Raw genomic sequence first — 17106 nt, forward strand, 5'->3', positions numbered from 1 at the left:
GTGGTGGGCGGCGGGGGGGGCGGCGCGCAGGGGAATCGCACGCGCTCCGTGCTCGTCGTGGCGGAGACGGCGCTGGCGGTGCTGCTGCTGGTGTGCGCGGGGTTGTTGCTGCGCAGCTTCGTGCACCTGCAACGGGCCAAGCCCGGCTTCGACCCCGAGGGCGTGCTGACGGTGAAGGTGGACCTTCCGCCGCTTCACTATGGCTTTGGCACCGCCGCGCCCGCGGCCTTCTATGACACGTTGATCGAGCGGCTGCGGGCGCTGCCCGGCGTGGAGCAGGTTGGTGCCGTGAATGGGCTTCCCTTGGATGGGGCCCGGTGGACCGTTCCCGTGAAGGACCCCATGCGGCCCGTTCCGGAGGGGACGGAGCCATGGCAGGCCAGCGTGCGCATCGTGACGCCCGGGGCGCTGGAGGCCCTGCGCGTGAAGGTGCTTCAGGGCCGGGGAATCTCGGCGGCGGACCAGGGCGCGGGTGGGCGCGCGGTGCTGGTCAACGCGGCGGCGGCGCGCCGCTTCTGGCCTGGCGAAGAGCCCCTGGGGCGCACGCTGGACACCAGCATGGACTGGGGCAGCGGTGCCATGGGTGGACGCGTGGTGGGCGTGGTGGACGACATGGCGCTGGAAGGGCTTGGCGCGCCGTCCCTGCCGGAGGTGTACGTGCCCTACGTGCAGGCGCGGACCACGAGCATGGTGGTGCTGCTGCGGACGAAGGGGGCGCCGCTCGACCTGGCCCCCGCGGCTCGCGCGGAGATTCGTGCGTTGGATGCGAGCCTGGCGCCAGGCAGCGTCCGCACGCTGGTCTCGGTGGTTGACCGCACGGTGGCGCCGCTGCGCTTCTACCTGTTGCTGGCGGGGGCCTTCGCGGCGCTGGCGATGGTGCTGTCGGCGGTGGGCCTCTATGGCGTCGTGGCCTACGCGGTGCTGCAGCGCACCCACGAGCTGGGCATCCGCATGGCGCTGGGCGCGCGTCAGGCGCAGGTGCTGGGTCTGGTGCTCGGCCGCTATCTGGGGCTGACGGCGTGTGGGCTCCTCATTGGACTGGGGCTGGCGGTGGCCACCAGCCGCGGCCTCACGCACCTGCTGAGCGGCGTGCGGCCCACGGACCCACTGACGTACGTGGCGGTGGCGGCGGTGCTGTTGGCGGTGGCCGTCCTGGCGGTGCTGCTGCCCGCGCGCCGGGCCGCACGCGTCTCCCCCGCGGTGGCGCTCCGGGCGGACTGAGCAGGCGTCCGGGGCCGCTGCGTTTCAACGGGGCACGGCGGTCATCGTCCCGCGAGGAGGGACGGACGAGCTTGGGGGCGCGTTCCAGGGCGTGGGTCGCACCGTGGCACCGGCTGGCAACGCCGCCAGGCATGGTCACGGTTGGCTTCGGAGGCGAGGTGCGCCCTCCAGGACGAAAGGGGTCGGTCATGAAGCTCAAGGTGATGGGGATGATCGCGGGTCTGGCGTGGGGGGGCGCGGCTCTGGCGCAGGGCTCGCAAGAGCCGTCGATGCCGCCGGAACCTTCGACGCCGCAATCGCCATCGATGCCGCAGGACCCATCGATGCAGCAGCCACCCAGCAGCGGCTCGGAGATGTCCGGCGGGACGGGGGGCAGCCAGATGCAGGGTCAACAGGAGCTGAGCGGCTCCGTGGTGGCCCTGCGGAAGGACAAGGTCTTCATCAAGGATAAGAACGGCGCGGTGGTGGCGATGGGCGTGAACCACTCCACGCAAATCGATGGGAAGCCCATCGAGAAGCACCGGGACATCCACAGCCACCTCCGGCGTGAAATCAAGGAGGGGGACGAGGTCCGGACCAAGTTCAACGTCGAGAAGACGACCGAGAACATGGCGTCTTCCATCGATAAGATGAACAAGTAGTCCACGCCGCACGGGGACGGCCGCGGTCTGGAGCGTGACGGTGCAGGTTCACCGCCGCCCCGGCCGCGGCTTCCGCCGTTGCCTTGGGCAGACCTCGGGGCCGGTAACGGGACCGGTTCGGCTCAACAGCGCTCAGAGATTGAAGCCCACGTTACCGACAGAGATGCTCGGTCCGAAGATGAAGGACCATTTGCTCGACGGAACGACCGGGTCCAGCGTGGGGTCTCCTCCCGTGCGACGTCGGATGTCTCCGCGGAACTCGTAGGCCAGCCAGGCCTGCGCACCGACGGCAGCGCCCGGTCCAATCGGAACGCGGAGACCCAGGCCCAAAACGACCGCGAGCGTCGGCGGGAATTGGATGTCACCCGACTGCGGCACGAGCCCCAGTCCCATCAAGCCCGCTTCGATTCCCAGCAGCCGTTCCTGGCCTTCGTTGTTCAGCAAAGCCAGTCGCGACACGACACCGAAGTTGATGGCGAGCTGCCCGGTGGGCTCGGTGGCGCGGTAGAGGCCCGCGGGAATGGCGGCCGTCGTGTAGAGCCGGAAGAGGCCACCGGTGACGATGGCCGTCCACTGTGCGGAAGGCAGGCCTGTGCGGTCCGTCGTGCTCAATGCATAACGGGACTCGTCCGCCACGTGGGAGACCTGGACGGTGATGCGGTCGTACTGCCCCAGGTTGCCCGGGACGGGGATGTCGCGCTGCTCTCCCTGCGGACGCAGGAACATCCGCTGCTCGACGCCGCTCTCCCCGCGCACCGAGCCATCCGGCTTCGTGACGCTGATGCGGAGCAGGACCTCCTGGTTCCCATCCTCCGGCTTCAATCGCTGACGGTGCACGATGACGCGACAGGTGTTGCGCATCTCGTAGGGAATCCGGTGGGGGCGGCTGGGCTCCAGTTGCTGGTCCTTGCCGTCCTTGTCCGCGCAGACGAACTCCACCAGGTTCTCGATGCGGGCGGGCACGCTGGCTTCGCGCACCACGCGTTGGAAGCGCTCATCCACCATTGCCAGGTCGGTGGTGGCCAGCTCCGCGGGCAGCGTGGGAAGCCGGTAGCCGAAGCGCAGCGCCACGAAGGCGCCTGGCGCCGCCTCGCCCTGGATGAAGGTGACGGACTCCCGCGTCGTGACGCTGTAGGCGCCAGGCAACGGCTCCAGAACGAAGCGTCCCAAGCCGGCGTTGGACGCCATGCGCACCTCGGCGGGCCGGTTGGTCGGGATGAAATCGATGGAGCCATGCCCAGGCAGCGCCAAGCTGGCCCGGGGCGCGGGCAGGGGCAGCGTCTTCGCCGTCTCCGAGGCCACCACCGTTCCATCCTGCCGCGACGTCAGCGCGGTGATGGTCACCTGCTGATCGGACGTGCCGCCCGTGCGCAGCATCACATAGGTGCCCTCTGCCAGCTTCACCACGCGCTCCACGCGGACGCGCAGGCCGTTGACGGTCCACACCAGGGTGCGCGGGTCATGGGCGCAGACTGGATCCAACCGGACCACGAGCGCGGAGTTCTCCGCGCCGCGCAGCACCGAGCCCTCCACCGCCGTGAGCGGACACGCCAGCACGGACAGCGTGGTGGTGATGACCTGGTCGAGCACGTCGCCCCGCGAGAAGTAGACGCGTGGCACCAGCCGCGCGCGCAGCGTCACCGTGGCATCCACGCCCGGGACGTTGCGCACGGAGATGAAGCCTGCGGCGGGTTCGCAGCGGGCGATGCCGCAGTCGGCGGTGGCAATCGCCTCGGAGTGGCTGACGGGGACGCTGCCCGGCCCCTTCGACACGTCGATGCCGTTGGAGAGCACCAGGGGCTCGGTGAGGATGGTGCGGCCGGGGCGGATGCGGAGCGATTCGGGGTCCACCAGGTTCCCGAGGGCGTCATAGGTCTTCACGTCTGGCCCGATGCGGCCGTAGGGCGGAATCCAGTACAGCGACGTGTCCGTGGGCAGGCCTTGCGGCACGGGCACCGCGCAGTCCGCGAGTCCCCGGGGTTTGGAGGGGGACAGACAGACGTCCTGCCCCTCCATCGCGGGGCGCTCCGGCTCGCCGTGCGGCGTGCCCGACCACGCGACGCCCACGTTCAACAGCCCCACGCCACGCAGCTCCAGGCGGCCTTCGTCCGGATAGAAGGAGGTCCCCGAGAAGTCGATGCGCGGCAGCGGCCCGGTGGCAATCACCGTGACGATTCGTTCACTGGTCGCGCACTGCGCCGGGGTGTCGGCGACCTTGAGGTCCTGTGTGCGCGTGTTGTCGTCTGGCCTGGCGGGCGGATGCACGGAGCGACCATCCGGGCCCAGGCTCCAGCCGTTGCGGATCGGCCCACAGACGACACCCTGGGCCAGCACTTCCACGGGGCGGCCACCCTCCGGCACTTGCACGACAGGAGCAGCGGCGGCGAGCCCCGCGGCCAGCAGCGAGGCGAGAACGAGGAGGCGGACAGGGGGGGGCATCACTTCTCTAAAGAGCGAAGGATGCCGCCAGGGTCAAGCTCGATTGCCCGGCGATATCAGGCGGCGGGCTGCGCCTCGATGCCCAACGCCTCATGCGCGAAACGAAACATTCGTTCATTGAGCTTTCCGAGAAATTCAAGCGGGTGCCGGCCGGAGCGGTCCGCCGCGTCCTCCATTTTCTCCCTGCACCGCAGGTCGGCGCAGAGGTTCACACCCACGCGACGCTTGTTGTCCACCGCTGTGGTGAGCAGGCACACCTCGTGAGCCGAGCCGTAGCTGTGGCACCACTCGCACATGCGAGTGACGGGCTCGCCGCCCAGGGAGTCACGGCGGAAGATGATGCCAATGGGCTTGCGGCTGCCCGGCGCGGAGAAGATGAGGTACACGCGCGCGCCGGACGTCTCCGTCCAGGCGAGGTAGTCACGCACGAAGAGCGGGAAGGTGATGCCCGGGGGCATCTCGATGGCTCGGCGGTCTCTGGGGCGGAAGGATTCGATGAGCGCCCGGTCGTTTTCGAATCGGAACACGGCTGCTCCTTGGAGAACATCTGCCCCTAACAATGGGGTGTGTCCGTTTCCACCAGAACCCACCAGCAAGGCGGGCGCTCGCCCGGTGCGGCATGTGCTCGGCGCGCTGCGCTACCTGGACGGCTGGCGTTGGCGGCGGTTCTGCACACGTGGCCATTCCCCGCCGCCACGCGCCGGGCTAGACATGCCGTGCCGGGCGGTGGTGGACACCGCCCCTTGAAACCCTCTGGAGGCATCGTGAACTCGCCCCTTGTGCTCGACGCGGTGGAAGTCCTGTTCGCCTCGAGGGCGCAGGCCGCCTAGCCGGCCGCGAAAAGGCCTGACACAGCGCGGCCGTGCGCTCCTCGGGGAGCCCTGAAGAACCAGGTGCGCCATTGGCACCGCTCTGTCCGGAGTCCTTCCAACCATGTCGCTTGAAACCCTCGGCTGGGGTCCAGCCTTCGAACACGCATTCTCCACGCTCGTCTCGCAGTCCCCGCTGTCCCTCGTCCCTGGCCGCGTCGTGCGCCAGCATCGAGGGCTGCTCACGGTCCAGACGGACACGCGCACCCTGTTGGCGCGCACCGCGGGCCGGCTTCTCCATCAAGCCCCCGGCGTCGAGTCCCTGCCCACCATCGGCGACTGGGTGGCGCTCCAACTCCCCGATGGGGACGGCGAGGCGCTGCTCCAAGCGGTGCTGCCTCGCGCCAGTGTGCTCGCCCGGCGCGAGGCGGGTAGTGAGCGCGACGGGCAGCTCATCGCCGCCAACCTGGACGTCGTGGTCCTCGTCGCGGGACTGGACGGCAACTTCAATCCCCGCCGCATCGAACGGGCATTGGCGCTGGCGTGGACCAGCGGCGCCGCGCCCGTGGTGGTGCTCACCAAGGCGGACCTGCGCCCGGACGCGGACTCGCTCGTGGCCGAGGTGGAGGAGCTGGCTCCAGGCGTACCCGTGCTCGCGCTGAGCTCCTGGACGGGGGATGGCATCGAGGCCCTTCGCGCGCAGCTTCCGGCCGGGAAGACGGGGGCGTTGCTCGGCTCCTCCGGTGTCGGCAAGTCCACGCTGGTCAACCGGCTCCTGGGCGAAGCGCGGCTGGTCACCCAGGCGGTCCGCGCCGAGGACGACAAGGGCCGTCACACCACCACGCACCGCGAGCTGTTCGTGCTCCCGGGCGGCGGACTGCTCATCGACGGACCCGGCATGCGCGAGCTGGGGCTGTGGGGCGAGGATGACGGCATCGGCCAGACGTTCACCGACATCCTCGAGCTGGCCGCCGGCTGCCGCTTCACGGACTGCCAGCACCAGCGCGAGCCCGGATGCGCGGTGCGCGCGGCCGTGTCGTCGGGGGCCCTGCCGGAGGCGCGGCTCGCCAGCTATGAGCGGCTGCGGCGCGAGCAGGCCTACCAGGCCCGTCAGCGCAATGCTTCCGCGGAGCGCGACCACCGGCGCCAGGAGCGCAGCCAGGCGTTGATGGGCTGGGAGGCAACGCGCTCCAAGCGCCGACGGAACTGAGGTGTCCTTCCCTCGGGAGGCGGGTGGAGTGACCGCCTTCTGACTGCCCGGCCGTCCCACCGGCGGCCGGGCCCCGTGGCTGGCGCGCGCCGTGTCTATACTCCGCGCCCATCATGAAGAAGGACTCGCTCAAGGCCCGCCTGCGCCGCACGTTGCGGTGGGACCTCTGGATGACGCTGGGCCCCGCGCTCGTCATCGTCAGCATCGCGTTCGCCGTCACGTTCTACTTCGTCAAGCCCGCGCCGCCGAAGAAGCTCGTCATCGCCGCGGCAGGGGACGAGGGCGGCTTCCGGTACTTCGCGCGCAAGTATCAGGAGATTCTCGCGAAGCACGGCGTCACGGTGGAGATTCGTCCCACGGACGGCTCGCTCACCAGCATCAAACTGCTGGAGGACGAGCGCTCGGGCGTGGACGTGGCCTTCGTCCAGAGCGGGACGTCTGATGCCACCAAGGCGCCGCGCGTCGTGTCCCTGGGAAGCCTCTCCTACGTGCCTTTGTGGGTCTTCTACCGGGGGCCCACCATCGACGACCTGAACGCCCTGCATGGCAAGCGCATCGTCGTGGGCCCGGAGGAGAGTGGCACGCGCGCCCTGTCCATGAAGTTGCTGGAGGCCAACGGCGTGGGCGCCGCGCCCACGGAGCTCTTGAGCCTGGGGCGCGACGAGGCCATCGAGCAGCTCAAGCAGGGCAAGGTCGATGCTGTCTTCATCGTGTCCCCAGCGGAGTCACCGCCCGTCCAACGGCTCGCGCGGGTGCCGGGCATCAATCTCCTCAGCTTCTCTCGGGGCGAGGCCTACGTGCGCCGCTACCCCTATCTGTCCCGGCACGTGCTGCCGCGAGGCGTACTCGACCTGGCCGCGAACGTGCCGGACCATGACGTGGTGATGTTGGCGCCCACCGCGAACCTGGTCGCCACCGATGCGCTCCACCCGGCGCTGGCCTACCTCTTGATGCGCGCGGCCAGCGAGGTCCACGGCAAGGCCGGCATCCTGGACCGCACGGGCGAATTCCCGGCGGCGCTCGAGGCGGGCTTTCCGTTCAGCAGCGAGGCGCGCCGCTACTACGAGTCCGGCGTTCCGCTCCTGCACCGCTATCTGCCGTTCTGGGCCGCCAACCTGGTGGACCGGCTCTGGGTGATGCTGGTGCCCTTCATCGCCGTCCTGGTGCCCCTGGGCCGGGTGGCGCCGGCGCTGTACCAGTGGCGCGTGCGCTCGCGCATCTTCCGTTGGTACGCGCGGCTGAAGGAAATCGAGCTCCAACTCGAGGAGGGCCCGGGCCGGGAGATGCTGGAGGAGATGCTGCGGCGGCTCGACGAGGCCGAGCGCGAGGTGAACCGTATCCCCATGCCCCTGGCCTACGCGGAGAACCTCTACTTCTTCCGGGAGCACGTCGACGTCGTCCGTCGCCGCCTCACCCGGCGCATCGCCGAATCCGGCGAGCCCTCGTCCGAGGTGCTCACGGCCCGGGAGAAGACCGCGTAGCCGCCGCGGCCACAGGGCGCTTCCGGGGCTTGTTCGGAAGCGCCACGAGGCCGTGTGTCAGTACGCGAGCGCGTGCAGCAGGTTGACGTAGCTGTCGGACCAGACGCGCCTGTCCTTCAGCTCGGGCGGCGTGTCCACCGGCTGGAAGGGCAGCTCCTGGGTGAGGCGGGCCACGACGTCGCTGTTGGCGCTCATGGCGAACCAGACGCTGGGTGAGCGGCCCGACGCCAGCTCCTCGGCGGTGAGGCGCTCCGTCTGATTCACGAGCCCCTGGACCCGCAGCTCCGTGCTCAAGCGGGTGAGCACGGGGACCAGGTCGAAGAGTCGGCTGGAGACATGGAACAGCAGGATCCCCTCCGGCGCGAGCTTCCGGAGATAGAGGCTCAGCGCCTCCCGGGTCAGCAGGTGCGTGGGGACGAAGTCGCTGGAGAACGCATCAAGGACGATGACGTCGTACCCGCCGTCCTTGGCTTCCTCCATGCGAAGGCGCGCATCCCCCGCGAGGACACGGAGCTCCGCCTGGCTGGAGCCGAGCATGCTGAAGTGCTGGCGCGCGAGCCGCTCCACCTCCGGGTCCAGTTCGTAGAAGTCCCAATGCTCGCCGGGGCGGCCATACGCGGCGAGGCTGCCGATGCCGAGCCCCACGACGGCCACGCGCTCACGCGGAATCCGTTCCGAGGCCAGCACCCGGCCCACCGCGGAGCCGCGGTGGTAGTAGGAGAGAGGCTCTCCTCGCTCGTCCGGGTGGAGGTTCTCCACGCCGTGGACGGTGCTGCCGTGCTGGAACAGCCGCAGGCCCTCCGCGTCCTTGACCGTGTAGAGGCCGTAGAAGGTGCGCGAGCCTTCGATGCGCCCGCGCGCGAGCATCCACCCGGAGAGCACCAGGACCGCGACGACGAACAGGGCGGCTCCGCTCGATACGTAGGGCGCCAGCTTCGGGACGGGCAGCCCCTGGCCCCGGCGCATCATGTCCCGCGCCGCCAGTCCTCCCAGCAGGAGCAGTCCGGTGATGCCGTGGTCCAGGTACGGGAGCGCCAGCGAGCCCAGCGTCAGCGGAACGACCAGGGCCAGCAGCAAGGTGCCCACCAGCCCGCCCAGCGAGACGTGCAGATAGAACGAGCCCAGCAGGCGCGGGTCCGACGGGCGGCACCACACGAGGTTGCCATGCATCAGCAGGCAGCCCACCCAAAGCACCGCGCTGTGCAGCACCAGGGACGGGAGCGAAGTCTGCGCGCGTGCCAGCGCGAAGAGCGCCGCGCCCGCCGCGACGGCGAGGCTTCCCAGCGCGAGCCGGTTCAACCCCGTGGGCGTGGGGGGCCGCTTCGAGAAGCAGACGATGAGCGTGAGCAGATACAGCGAGAGGGGGAGGATCCACAGCAGCGGGATGGAGGCATCCAGCGTGAGGACGTTGGTGACCGCGAGCAGCAGCGCATTGGCGCTCGCGGACAGCAGCAGCCAGGTGATGCGTGAGGCGCGCGGCGCGCGAGGCACTGGCTCGGTCCGGGCCGCTGGCTCGGGCTTCGTGCTTCCACTGGCAATCGCCGGGCGAACGCGCTGGATGCAGAGCAGCGCGAAGACGACGAACGCGCCATAGCCCGCGTACCAGACGACCAGCTGCTCCTGGAGGTCGAGCGCCGGCTCCACCAGGAAGGGGAAGGTGAGCAGCGCTGTGAGCGCGCCCGCGTTGGACGTTCCGTAGAGGAAGAACGGGTCTCCCCGGGAGGGATGCTCCGTGCGGGTGAACCAGCCCTGGGCGACGACGCTCGTCGTCGACAGGGCGAGGAACGGCAACCCCAGTGACAGCGTCAGCGTGAGCAGGATGGCCGCCACGGGGTGCAGCTCGAAGAGCTGCAGCCGGAACGGGAAGACGACCACCGCGAGCAGCACGAAGCCCAGGTGGGCCCAGCGGTAGCGGCCCTGGTGCGCGGCCACCGCGACGCGGCTCGAGTAGAAGTAACCGAGCATCAGCACCGCCTGGTAGAACACCAGGCACGTCGTCCAGATGGCCGCGCTGCTTCCGTAAGAGGGCAGCAGCAGCCGCGCGAGGATGAGCTCCACCTGGAAGAGCAGGAAGGAGCCGAGGAAGACCCAGAGGTGGAACAGCGTCCCTGTGAAGGCGTGGGTCGAGGGCTTCGGGGCGGGAAGGTCGGTCGTCATCCTGGGAGCAACTCGCGAAGGCCCATACGCAGCGTGTGTGTGTGGCCGTGTGGGCGGAGCATCGCTCCAGGCGGCCCGAAAAAAAACGCAGGGGTGGCCTCAAGGTTTTCGGCGCCGTGCGTTTTGAATTTCGAAGTGGGGATGGGGAGGAAGCAAGCCCGGGGGGCTGTTGCTTCCAGAGGGGGAGGGCGCGCCGGAGTCGGGCCGCGCAGTCATTGGGAGCACGTCGAGGGGGCGTGCTCCCAATGTTTTTTTCTGGAGCTCTCGTCTGAGTGGCTCACGCGGCGGGGAGTGCGTCGGGGGGCGCGCTCCCCGCTGTGTTTTTTCAGGGGTCTGCTTCGGCCGGGCCCGGTTTCCCGGGTCCCGGCTGTGCCCGCCGGACTACTCGGCGTCGGACGAGGGCATGACCTTGATGGGCTGCCCGTCGTCGCCCGTCACCGTCGTGCCTTCGGTCTTCTGCTGCGCCGCCGTGGGCGTGCCCACCGCGAAGCTGAACACCCGCGACAGGTGCGCGCCCCGGAAATCACCCGTGACGGTGACGACGAGGTGAGACTGCCCTTCACCCGGCGTGAAGCTCACGTCGAACTCGGACACGGCGTCCTGGGTGAAGCTGCCACCCGACACGGGGGTGGCGGAGCTCTTCACTTCCAGTCCGTCCACGCCGGAGAGGCTGACCTTGACGTCGGTCGCCGGCGCGTCGAAGCGCAGGGAGACGCGGGCCTGGTCCTCACCCAGCTTCGCGTCCACCTTCACCGGCGCGCCGGCCTTCGTGGTGTCCGAGGTGTCGCTGGGCGAGGGGTTCGACTTCGACGGGGAGGTGCAGGCGACCTGCGCCGTGAGCGCGAGGAGACTGGACAGGGCTGCGATTGCCTTGAGGTTCATGTGCGCTCCGGAATCACTGGCTGGTGATGGAGAGGGTGGGGAAGGGACTGTAGTTGCCGGCCGTCTCCTTGAATCCGTACACGACGACGACGTACCGCGCGTCCGCCTGGGTCGGGATGCTGACCGTCTCCGTACCGGTGTAGTCGATGTCGGACTCCGCAAGGCGCCGGCCCTGCCCGTAGACTTCGATGCCCACGTCCTGCGACGCGTGGGACGCGCTGATGGTCATGTTCCGGCCCGTGCCGGTGAAGACGTAGTACTGGTTCTGCACGCGCTTGTTGTAGTCGTGCCCGCCCACCAGCGGCACTTCGGTGGTGTACGGGATGCCCGGCACGTTGGTGTAGATGGCGCGCAACTGCGTATCCCCATCACCGAAGTCCGAGCTGATGGACCCGATGTTGTAGTGGGCCAGCAGCAGGTACACGTCCGCGGTGCTGACGCCGGGCTGGGCGATGAATCCGTTGATGAACGAGCCGATGGTGGTCAGCGCGGGCGTCGACTTCTGCGGGCCCACGAGCACGTCGTAGAAGATGCCCAGGTCGTACGACACCGTGTCGTACGATTCGTTGGTGCCGGAGTCGAACAAGTCATAGAGCAGCCGGAAGACGCTCATCTCGGAGAAGGCGCCCTTCTTCGGGTCGTCGGGGCGGGCCGTGGGCTCGCTCTCCGCGTCGAAGCCGAAGGCGACCAGCGTCGAGGCGTCCCAGTATGTGTCGGTGTAGATGGGCTCCGGCAGCAGGATGCTGGCGAGCGCGTTGCCATAGCCCTCGCCGAAGGCGAGGCGCGGGTCCAGGATGTCACCGCTGGAGTGCGGCCCGCCCGGGCTGTCCGCGCGCGACAGGTTGGCCTCGAAGTAGTGCCCCCACTCGTGGACGATGACGTGGGCGTCGAACTCGTCGGTGTCCACGCCGTCCCGGCCGAGCACGTAGATTTCGTTCTCCGTGAAGGAGAAGTGCGACGTGCCGATGCGGCCCTGCGGCTTGCTGCCCGGCTGGGGCATGTTGTTCGGGCTCCAGTTCACCTTCAGCAGCGGGAAGTTGACCGGGCGCACATCCATGAAGGCCCGCGACGCGGTGTACATGCTGTCGAGGATGGCGAAGGGCGCCGCGATGCGCCGGCTGGCCGTGTAGCTGGTGCCCGCCCATCCGTGGGTCGCGTGCAAGTCCTTGGTCGTCACCGTCGCGGTGATGTCGCCACCCACCGCCCAGATGGCGTTGTTGTCGGTGTTGTCCTCAATCTGGATTTCCGGCTCGGTCGTCTTGGCGAGCGCGACCACCGACAGCGCCCCCCTGCCCGAAGGGGTGTACGTGAGCGTGTAGCGCCCCTGCTGGTCCGTCGTTCCATCGACGAGCACCCGCGTGCCCTGCCGCACCTGGACCACGGCGTTGCGCACGGGCCGCTTGGAGGACTGGGCGAAGTCCAGGGTCCCCCGCCGCGTGGAGGGCGAGTAGACGGCCGGGACGAAGTCGTACGTCACCGTGCCGCTCAGGGTGACGGGCTCTCCGTTACCGCCACCGCCCCCATCATCATCATCACCGGGACACGCAGTTGTCAGCGCCAGGGTGAATGCGAGCGCCAGCACCTTGCAGGTGAGGTCTCGGGTCGGCTTGCGAGTCACGTCCATTCCGTTCTCTCCCCCTTGCCTCTCGCGCATTCGAGGGCAGGCGGGGCATTGTCGACAAGTCCGCAGCCAACTTCAAATGCACATCGGCCGCGGACCCGGACCCGCTGGATGTCAACTCAAGGCAGCGGTCCGTCGACCAGACGGAGCACGTCCGCCAGCACGCCAGCCGCTGTCACCGCGGCGCCCGCGCCGTAGCCGCGAATCACCAGCGGTGTGGGGCTGTAGCGCTCCGAGGTGAAGCTGAGCGCGTTCTCTCCGCCCTTCACCGCCGCCAGCGGGTGCGTCAGGGGCACCGGCACGAGCCCGACAAAGCAACCATCCTCTGTGACGCTGCCCACGTAGCGTAGCACCTTGCCCTCCGCGCGGAGTGTCTCGACACGGCGCTGGAAGGTGGCGTCCACCTGGGGGAGCCGGGCGAGGAAATCATCCAGCGGCCCGGTGGCGTCGAAGTCCGACGGCAGCAGGGAGTCTAGCGTCACCTGCTCCAACTCCACCTGGCGGCCCAGCTCGCGGGCGAGGATGAGCACCTTGCGCGCCACGTCGGTGCCGTGGAGGTCGTCGCGCGGGTCGGGTTCGGTGAAGCGCTTCTCCATGGCGGTGCCCACCGCCTGCGACAGGGGGACGCCTTCCTCCGTCAGGCCCAGGATGAATGACAGCGAGCCGGAGAGGATTCCTTCCACGCGCAGCACCCGGTCTCCCGTGCGAAGCATGTTCTTCAGCGTGTCGATGACGGGCAGCGCCGCGCCCACGTTCGTCTCGTAGAGGAAGCGGCGTTGGTGACGGGAGGCTGTCTCGCGCAGCTTGCGGTAGTGGCTCCACTGGCCGGCGTTGGCCTTCTTGTTGGCGGTGACGACGTGGAGCCCCGCCTCCATCAGCGACGGGTAGGCGAGCGCGATGTCCTCGCTGCTGGTGCAGTCCACGAAGACGGGCCGGCCCGGCCGCTTCGCGCGGGCCCAGTCGCGGAAGGCGTCCAGGGGCGCGCCGTCGCTGCTGGCCGCCAGCCGCTGCTTCCAGTCCTCCAGGGGAAGTCCCTCGCTCGCCGTCGCGACGCGCTTGCTGTTGGCGATGACGCAGACGCGCAGGTCCACGCCGTGGGCGCGAAGCTTGGGTGCCTGCTGGTGGACCTGCTTGAGAAGCTCGCCGCCCACGCTGCCCACGCCGGCCAGCAGCAGCTCCACGACTTCCGTGGTGCCGAAGCACCGACCGTGGACATGGGCCAGGGCGCGGGGACCGTCCGTCTCCGCGATGACCGCGGAGATGCTGCGCTCACTGGAACCCTGCGCGATGGCGGCGATGCTGCAACCCACGTCCGCCAGCGCGCTGAAGAAGGTGCCCGCCACGCCCACGCGGTGGCGCATGCCATCACCGACGATGCTGAGCACGGCGAGCCCGCGCTGTTGCTCGATGGTGTCTACCTTGCCCGCCACGCGCTCCATCTCGAACGCGACTTCCAGGGCCTGCACGGCGCGCTCCGCGTCCGCCTGCTGGACGCAGAAGCTGATGGAGCATTCGCTGGAGCCCTGGGTGATGAGCACCACGGAGATGTTGGCGTGGGCCATGGACTCGAAGACGCGGGCGGCGGTGCCCGGAACGCCCTTGAGTCCCGCGCCGCCCAGGTTCACCAGGGCGATGCCGGGAAGGAAGGAGAGGCCGCGCACCGGGTGCTCGGGCGGTGCGGCGTCGTCGGTGACGCGGGTGCCCGGGTGGTCGGGGCGGAAGCTGTTGCAGACGCGCACGGGGATGCCGCGCTCGCGCGCGGGCGCAATCGTCTTGGGGTGGAGCACCTTGGCGCCGAAGTAGGCCAGCTCCATGGCCTCCTCGAAGCTCACCTCGGGCAGCGGGAAGGCTTCTGGCACCAGCCGCGGGTCGGCGCTGAAGATGCCGTCCACGTCCGTCCAGATCTCCAGCAGCTCCGCGTCCAGCGCCGCCGCCGCCAGCGCCGCCGAATAATCCGAGCCACCCCGGCCCAGGCACATCGTCTTGCCCCGGGTGTCACCGCCGAAGAAGCCCGGCATCAGCATCACCCCGGGACCGCCGGCCTCGCGCAGCGGCGTGAAGCGCGCCCGGGTCTCCTCCTGGAGCGGTGTGGCCTGGAGCGGGTCCCCCGCGCAGAGGATGACGTCCCGTGGCTCCACGGCGTGTGGCTCCAGTCCGCGTGCGTGCATCAGCGCGCCCAGAATCAGGCACGAGGCGCGCTCGCCCAGTCCGGACAGGTGCGCGAGCACGGAGGGCGAACATTCCCGCAGCAGCCCCACGCCCTGCAGCAGCCCGCGCAGCTCCGAGGCCAGCGTGGAAAGTCCCTCTTCCAGCGAGCGCAGCCGCGCCTCCCCCAGCTCCGCCGCCAGCTCGCGGATGATGCCGCGGTGGACGTCCTCGAAGCGGCCGTGGAGCGATTCGACCGGCTGACCTTCCTGGGCTGCGCGGGCCGCGTCCAACAGGAGGTTGGTGATGCCGGACACGGCTGAGGCGACCATCAACACCCGCGTCTCCTTGCGCGCCGCCGCGGCCAGGTCCGCCACGCCGCGCATCCGCTCGGCGTTGCCCACGCTCGTCCCCCCGAATTTCATCACCCTCATGAGCGCACCTCCGCGTGGAAGGCGGCGAGGCGGGACGGCGGGTTCGGCGGCGTCGACTGCGGGGAGGGCTGCATGTCGGGGCTCCTGCGGCATGTGAAAACAAAAAAGCCCCGCGCCGGAGAGCGCGGGGCCGAGCTGGAAACCAAGGTGGTTCCGTCGCTAGACCACCCGCGCCCGGCGGGGAGTCGTCGTGGTCGTGGTGGTGGTGGTGGTCAGCACGGTCGTCAGGACACACGCGCGGGCGAGGAACGTCGTTCCCTCGCGCTGCACATGCTGGCCGTTGACGCCGTTCATGAAGGGAAGGCTGGCCGAACTTGCCGCGGCAAGTCAAGCAGGGGACCCGGCAGGTCCATGCATGACGGGGAGGGGCTCGCGGAGGTCGATGCGAGCCCTCCCCAGCGTTCAGCTTGCCAGGCGCATGACCACCTGGGTGAGGCCATAGATGACCACCGCCGTCAGCGCCGCGGCCGGGATGGTGAACACCCAGGCCCAGATGATGCGGCCGGCGACGCCCCACTTCACCGCGCGCCAGCCCCGGGTGGCGCCCACGCCGACGATGGCGCCGGTGATGGTGTGCGTGGTGGACACGGGGATGCCCAGGTGGGCCAGCGCGATGATGGTGACGCCGCCGCCCGTCTCCGCGGCGAAGCCGCCAATGGGCGCCAGCTTGGTGAGGCTGTGGCCCATGGTGCGGACGATGCGCCACCCGCCGAAGAAGGTCCCCATGGCGATGGCCGCGTGGCAGGAGATGATCATCCACCAGTCGATGTGGAACGGCCGGTCCTTCCAGATGGTGCCGAAGAGCACCACTGCGATGATGCCCATCACCTTCTGCGCGTCATTGGTGCCGTGGCTGTAGGAGAAGATGGCGGACGACACGAGCTGCAGCCGGCGGAACCACGAGTCCACCTTCAGCGGTGTCTGGCGGTGCACCGTCCACGAGCTCAACACCATCAGCCCGATGCCCAGCGTCATGCCGATGAGCGGCGACAGCACGATGAAGGCGGCGATCTTCGCGATGCCCGAGCCCACCAGGCCAGCGAAGCCGAGCACCGGTAGCGTGGCGCCAATCATGCCTCCGGCCAGCGCGTGCGACGACGAGGAGGGCAGGCCCCACCACCACGTCAGCAGGTTCCAGATGATGGCGCCCATGAGGGCGGAGAAGATGACGGCGAGCACCGCGCTGGGGCCCTGAGCCCGGAGCATCTCGAAGTTGATGATGCCCTTGCCCATGGTGTTGGCCACGTGGACGCCCCCGCCAAAGGCCGCCACGAAGTTGAAGAACGCGGCCCAGGCCACGGCCAGGTTGGGGGACAGCACTCGGGTGGAGACCACGGTGGCGATGGAGTTCGCCGCGTCGTGGAATCCATTGATGAAATCGAAGATGAGTGCGACCGCGACAATAAGGATGACGGCGGCGAGTAGCATTTAGCTGTGCTCCAGCACCACGCCTTCGATGACGTTCGCCACCGACTGGCACTTGTCGGTGGCGGTCTCAATGAAGTCGTAAATCTCCTTCCACTTGATGATGAGCAGTGTGTCCGCGCCGCTCTTGAAGAGCCGGCCGACACCCGAGCGCAGGGCTTCATCCGCCTGCGACTCCAGGCGCTTGATTTCCTTGCACCCGGCCAGGATCTGCTCCGGCTTCTTGATGAGCCGCAGCGCGGCCACCACTTCCTGCACCTTCTGCGTGGACAACACCAGCAGGCGCGCCAGCTCCGTGGCGTCCGGCAGGCTGGCCGGGATTTCGTAGTAGTGCAGGCGGGCGGCGGCGGCGTTGGTCAAATCCAACACGTCGTCGATGCGGGAGAGCAGGGTGTGAATCTGCCCCCGGTCGAACGGGGTGATGAACTGCTGGTGCAGACGGTTGAAGGCGGTGTGGGTGACTTCGTCCCCACGGTGCTCCGCGTCCTTGAGCGCCTGGACCCGCGGGCCGACGTCGCGGTAGTCACTGAGCAACTCGTAGAGCATCTTCGCGCCTTCGACGGTGACGGCACATTGCGCATCGAAGTCGTCGAAGAACTCGTCCGACTTCGGCATCAGCTTCTCGAGCATCCGTCCCTCCA

At 69.1% G+C, this 17106-nt stretch carries 12 protein-coding genes; 4 read left to right on the forward strand and 8 right to left on the reverse strand.

From position 1 onward, the window contains the following. Together F8M74_RS11015 and F8M74_RS11020 are read left to right on the forward strand one after the other, a co-directional pair. Positions 1-1221, forward strand: a 1221-nt coding sequence (locus F8M74_RS11015; protein WP_163884383.1) for an FtsX-like permease family protein, incomplete at its 5' end; no start/stop codon positions are given. A gap of 188 nt (positions 1222-1409) precedes the next feature. Continuing rightward, on the forward strand, positions 1410-1862 hold the full coding sequence (locus F8M74_RS11020) for a hypothetical protein (RefSeq protein ID WP_141258190.1): 453 nt from the start codon (positions 1410-1412) through the stop codon (positions 1860-1862). Between the two features lie 132 nt (positions 1863-1994). Here F8M74_RS11020 and F8M74_RS11025 read toward each other — a convergent pair whose 3' ends face one another. After that, positions 1995-4301 carry a hypothetical protein gene (locus tag F8M74_RS11025; protein WP_141258189.1) on the reverse strand — a complete coding sequence of 769 codons (2307 nt, stop codon included), beginning with the start codon at positions 4299-4301 and terminating at the stop codon, positions 1995-1997. A 56-nt stretch (positions 4302-4357) separates the two neighbouring features. Beyond that, on the reverse strand, positions 4358-4828 hold the full coding sequence (locus tag F8M74_RS11030; RefSeq protein ID WP_141258188.1) for an FBP domain-containing protein: 471 nt from the start codon (positions 4826-4828) through the stop codon (positions 4358-4360). Positions 4829-5234: 406 nt separating this feature from the next. Here F8M74_RS11030 and rsgA point away from each other — a divergent pair, with 406 nt between their 5' ends. Both rsgA and F8M74_RS11040 read left to right on the forward strand, forming a co-directional pair. Beyond that, entirely contained in the window at positions 5235-6320 is a 1086-nt protein-coding gene (gene rsgA, locus F8M74_RS11035; protein ID WP_141258187.1) for a ribosome small subunit-dependent GTPase A, read from the forward strand. Between the two features lie 113 nt (positions 6321-6433). Then, on the forward strand, positions 6434-7801 hold the full coding sequence (locus F8M74_RS11040; RefSeq protein ID WP_141258186.1) for a TAXI family TRAP transporter solute-binding subunit: 1368 nt from the start codon (positions 6434-6436) through the stop codon (positions 7799-7801). Between the two features lie 57 nt (positions 7802-7858). Here the strand turns inward: F8M74_RS11040 and F8M74_RS11045 are convergent, their stop codons facing one another. The 6 genes from F8M74_RS11045 to F8M74_RS11070 all read right to left on the reverse strand — a co-directional run bounded on the left by F8M74_RS11045 (position 7859) and on the right by F8M74_RS11070 (position 17095). After that, entirely contained in the window at positions 7859-9958 is a 2100-nt protein-coding gene (locus F8M74_RS11045) for a spermidine synthase (protein ID WP_141258185.1), read from the reverse strand. A gap of 381 nt (positions 9959-10339) precedes the next feature. Continuing rightward, the gene (locus tag F8M74_RS11050; RefSeq protein WP_141258184.1) at positions 10340-10840 is read right to left on the reverse strand and encodes a hypothetical protein; all 501 of its coding nucleotides are present in this window, start codon (positions 10838-10840) and stop codon (positions 10340-10342) included. Between the two features lie 13 nt (positions 10841-10853). Beyond that, on the reverse strand, positions 10854-12464 hold the full coding sequence (locus F8M74_RS11055; RefSeq protein ID WP_228559722.1) for a hypothetical protein: 1611 nt from the start codon (positions 12462-12464) through the stop codon (positions 10854-10856). Between the two features lie 116 nt (positions 12465-12580). After that, positions 12581-15040, reverse strand: a complete 2460-nt coding sequence (gene thrA / locus F8M74_RS11060) for a bifunctional aspartate kinase/homoserine dehydrogenase I (protein ID WP_141258182.1) — start codon at positions 15038-15040, stop codon at positions 12581-12583. Positions 15041-15442: 402 nt separating this feature from the next. Further along, a complete protein-coding gene (locus tag F8M74_RS11065; RefSeq protein ID WP_141258181.1) occupies positions 15443-16468 on the reverse strand; it encodes an inorganic phosphate transporter in 1026 nt (341 codons plus the stop codon). Beyond that, a complete protein-coding gene (locus F8M74_RS11070; RefSeq protein WP_141258180.1) occupies positions 16469-17095 on the reverse strand; it encodes a DUF47 domain-containing protein in 627 nt (208 codons plus the stop codon). Between the last annotated feature and the right edge of the window lie 11 nt (positions 17096-17106).

The organism is Myxococcus sp. CA023 (genome assembly GCF_010998615.1).
Lineage (GTDB): Bacteria > Myxococcota > Myxococcia > Myxococcales > Myxococcaceae > Myxococcus.

Excerpts from the sequence above, each read along its gene's own strand:
- F8M74_RS11025 (WP_141258189.1), bottom strand. The coding sequence starts at position 4,301 with ATGCCCCCCCCTGTCCGCCTCCTCGTTCTCGCCTCGCTGCTGGCCGCG.
- F8M74_RS11040 (WP_141258186.1), top strand. The coding sequence starts at position 6,434 with ATGAAGAAGGACTCGCTCAAGGCCCGCCTGCGCCGCACGTTGCGGTGG.
- thrA (WP_141258182.1), bottom strand. The coding sequence starts at position 15,040 with ATGAGGGTGATGAAATTCGGGGGGACGAGCGTGGGCAACGCCGAGCGG.
- F8M74_RS11070 (WP_141258180.1), bottom strand. The coding sequence starts at position 17,095 with ATGCTCGAGAAGCTGATGCCGAAGTCGGACGAGTTCTTCGACGACTTC.
- F8M74_RS11065 (WP_141258181.1), bottom strand. The coding sequence starts at position 16,468 with ATGCTACTCGCCGCCGTCATCCTTATTGTCGCGGTCGCACTCATCTTC.
- rsgA (WP_141258187.1), top strand. The coding sequence starts at position 5,235 with ATGTCGCTTGAAACCCTCGGCTGGGGTCCAGCCTTCGAACACGCATTC.
- F8M74_RS11055 (WP_228559722.1), bottom strand. The coding sequence starts at position 12,464 with ATGGACGTGACTCGCAAGCCGACCCGAGACCTCACCTGCAAGGTGCTG.
- F8M74_RS11020 (WP_141258190.1), top strand. The coding sequence starts at position 1,410 with ATGAAGCTCAAGGTGATGGGGATGATCGCGGGTCTGGCGTGGGGGGGC.
- F8M74_RS11050 (WP_141258184.1), bottom strand. The coding sequence starts at position 10,840 with ATGAACCTCAAGGCAATCGCAGCCCTGTCCAGTCTCCTCGCGCTCACG.
- F8M74_RS11045 (WP_141258185.1), bottom strand. The coding sequence starts at position 9,958 with ATGACGACCGACCTTCCCGCCCCGAAGCCCTCGACCCACGCCTTCACA.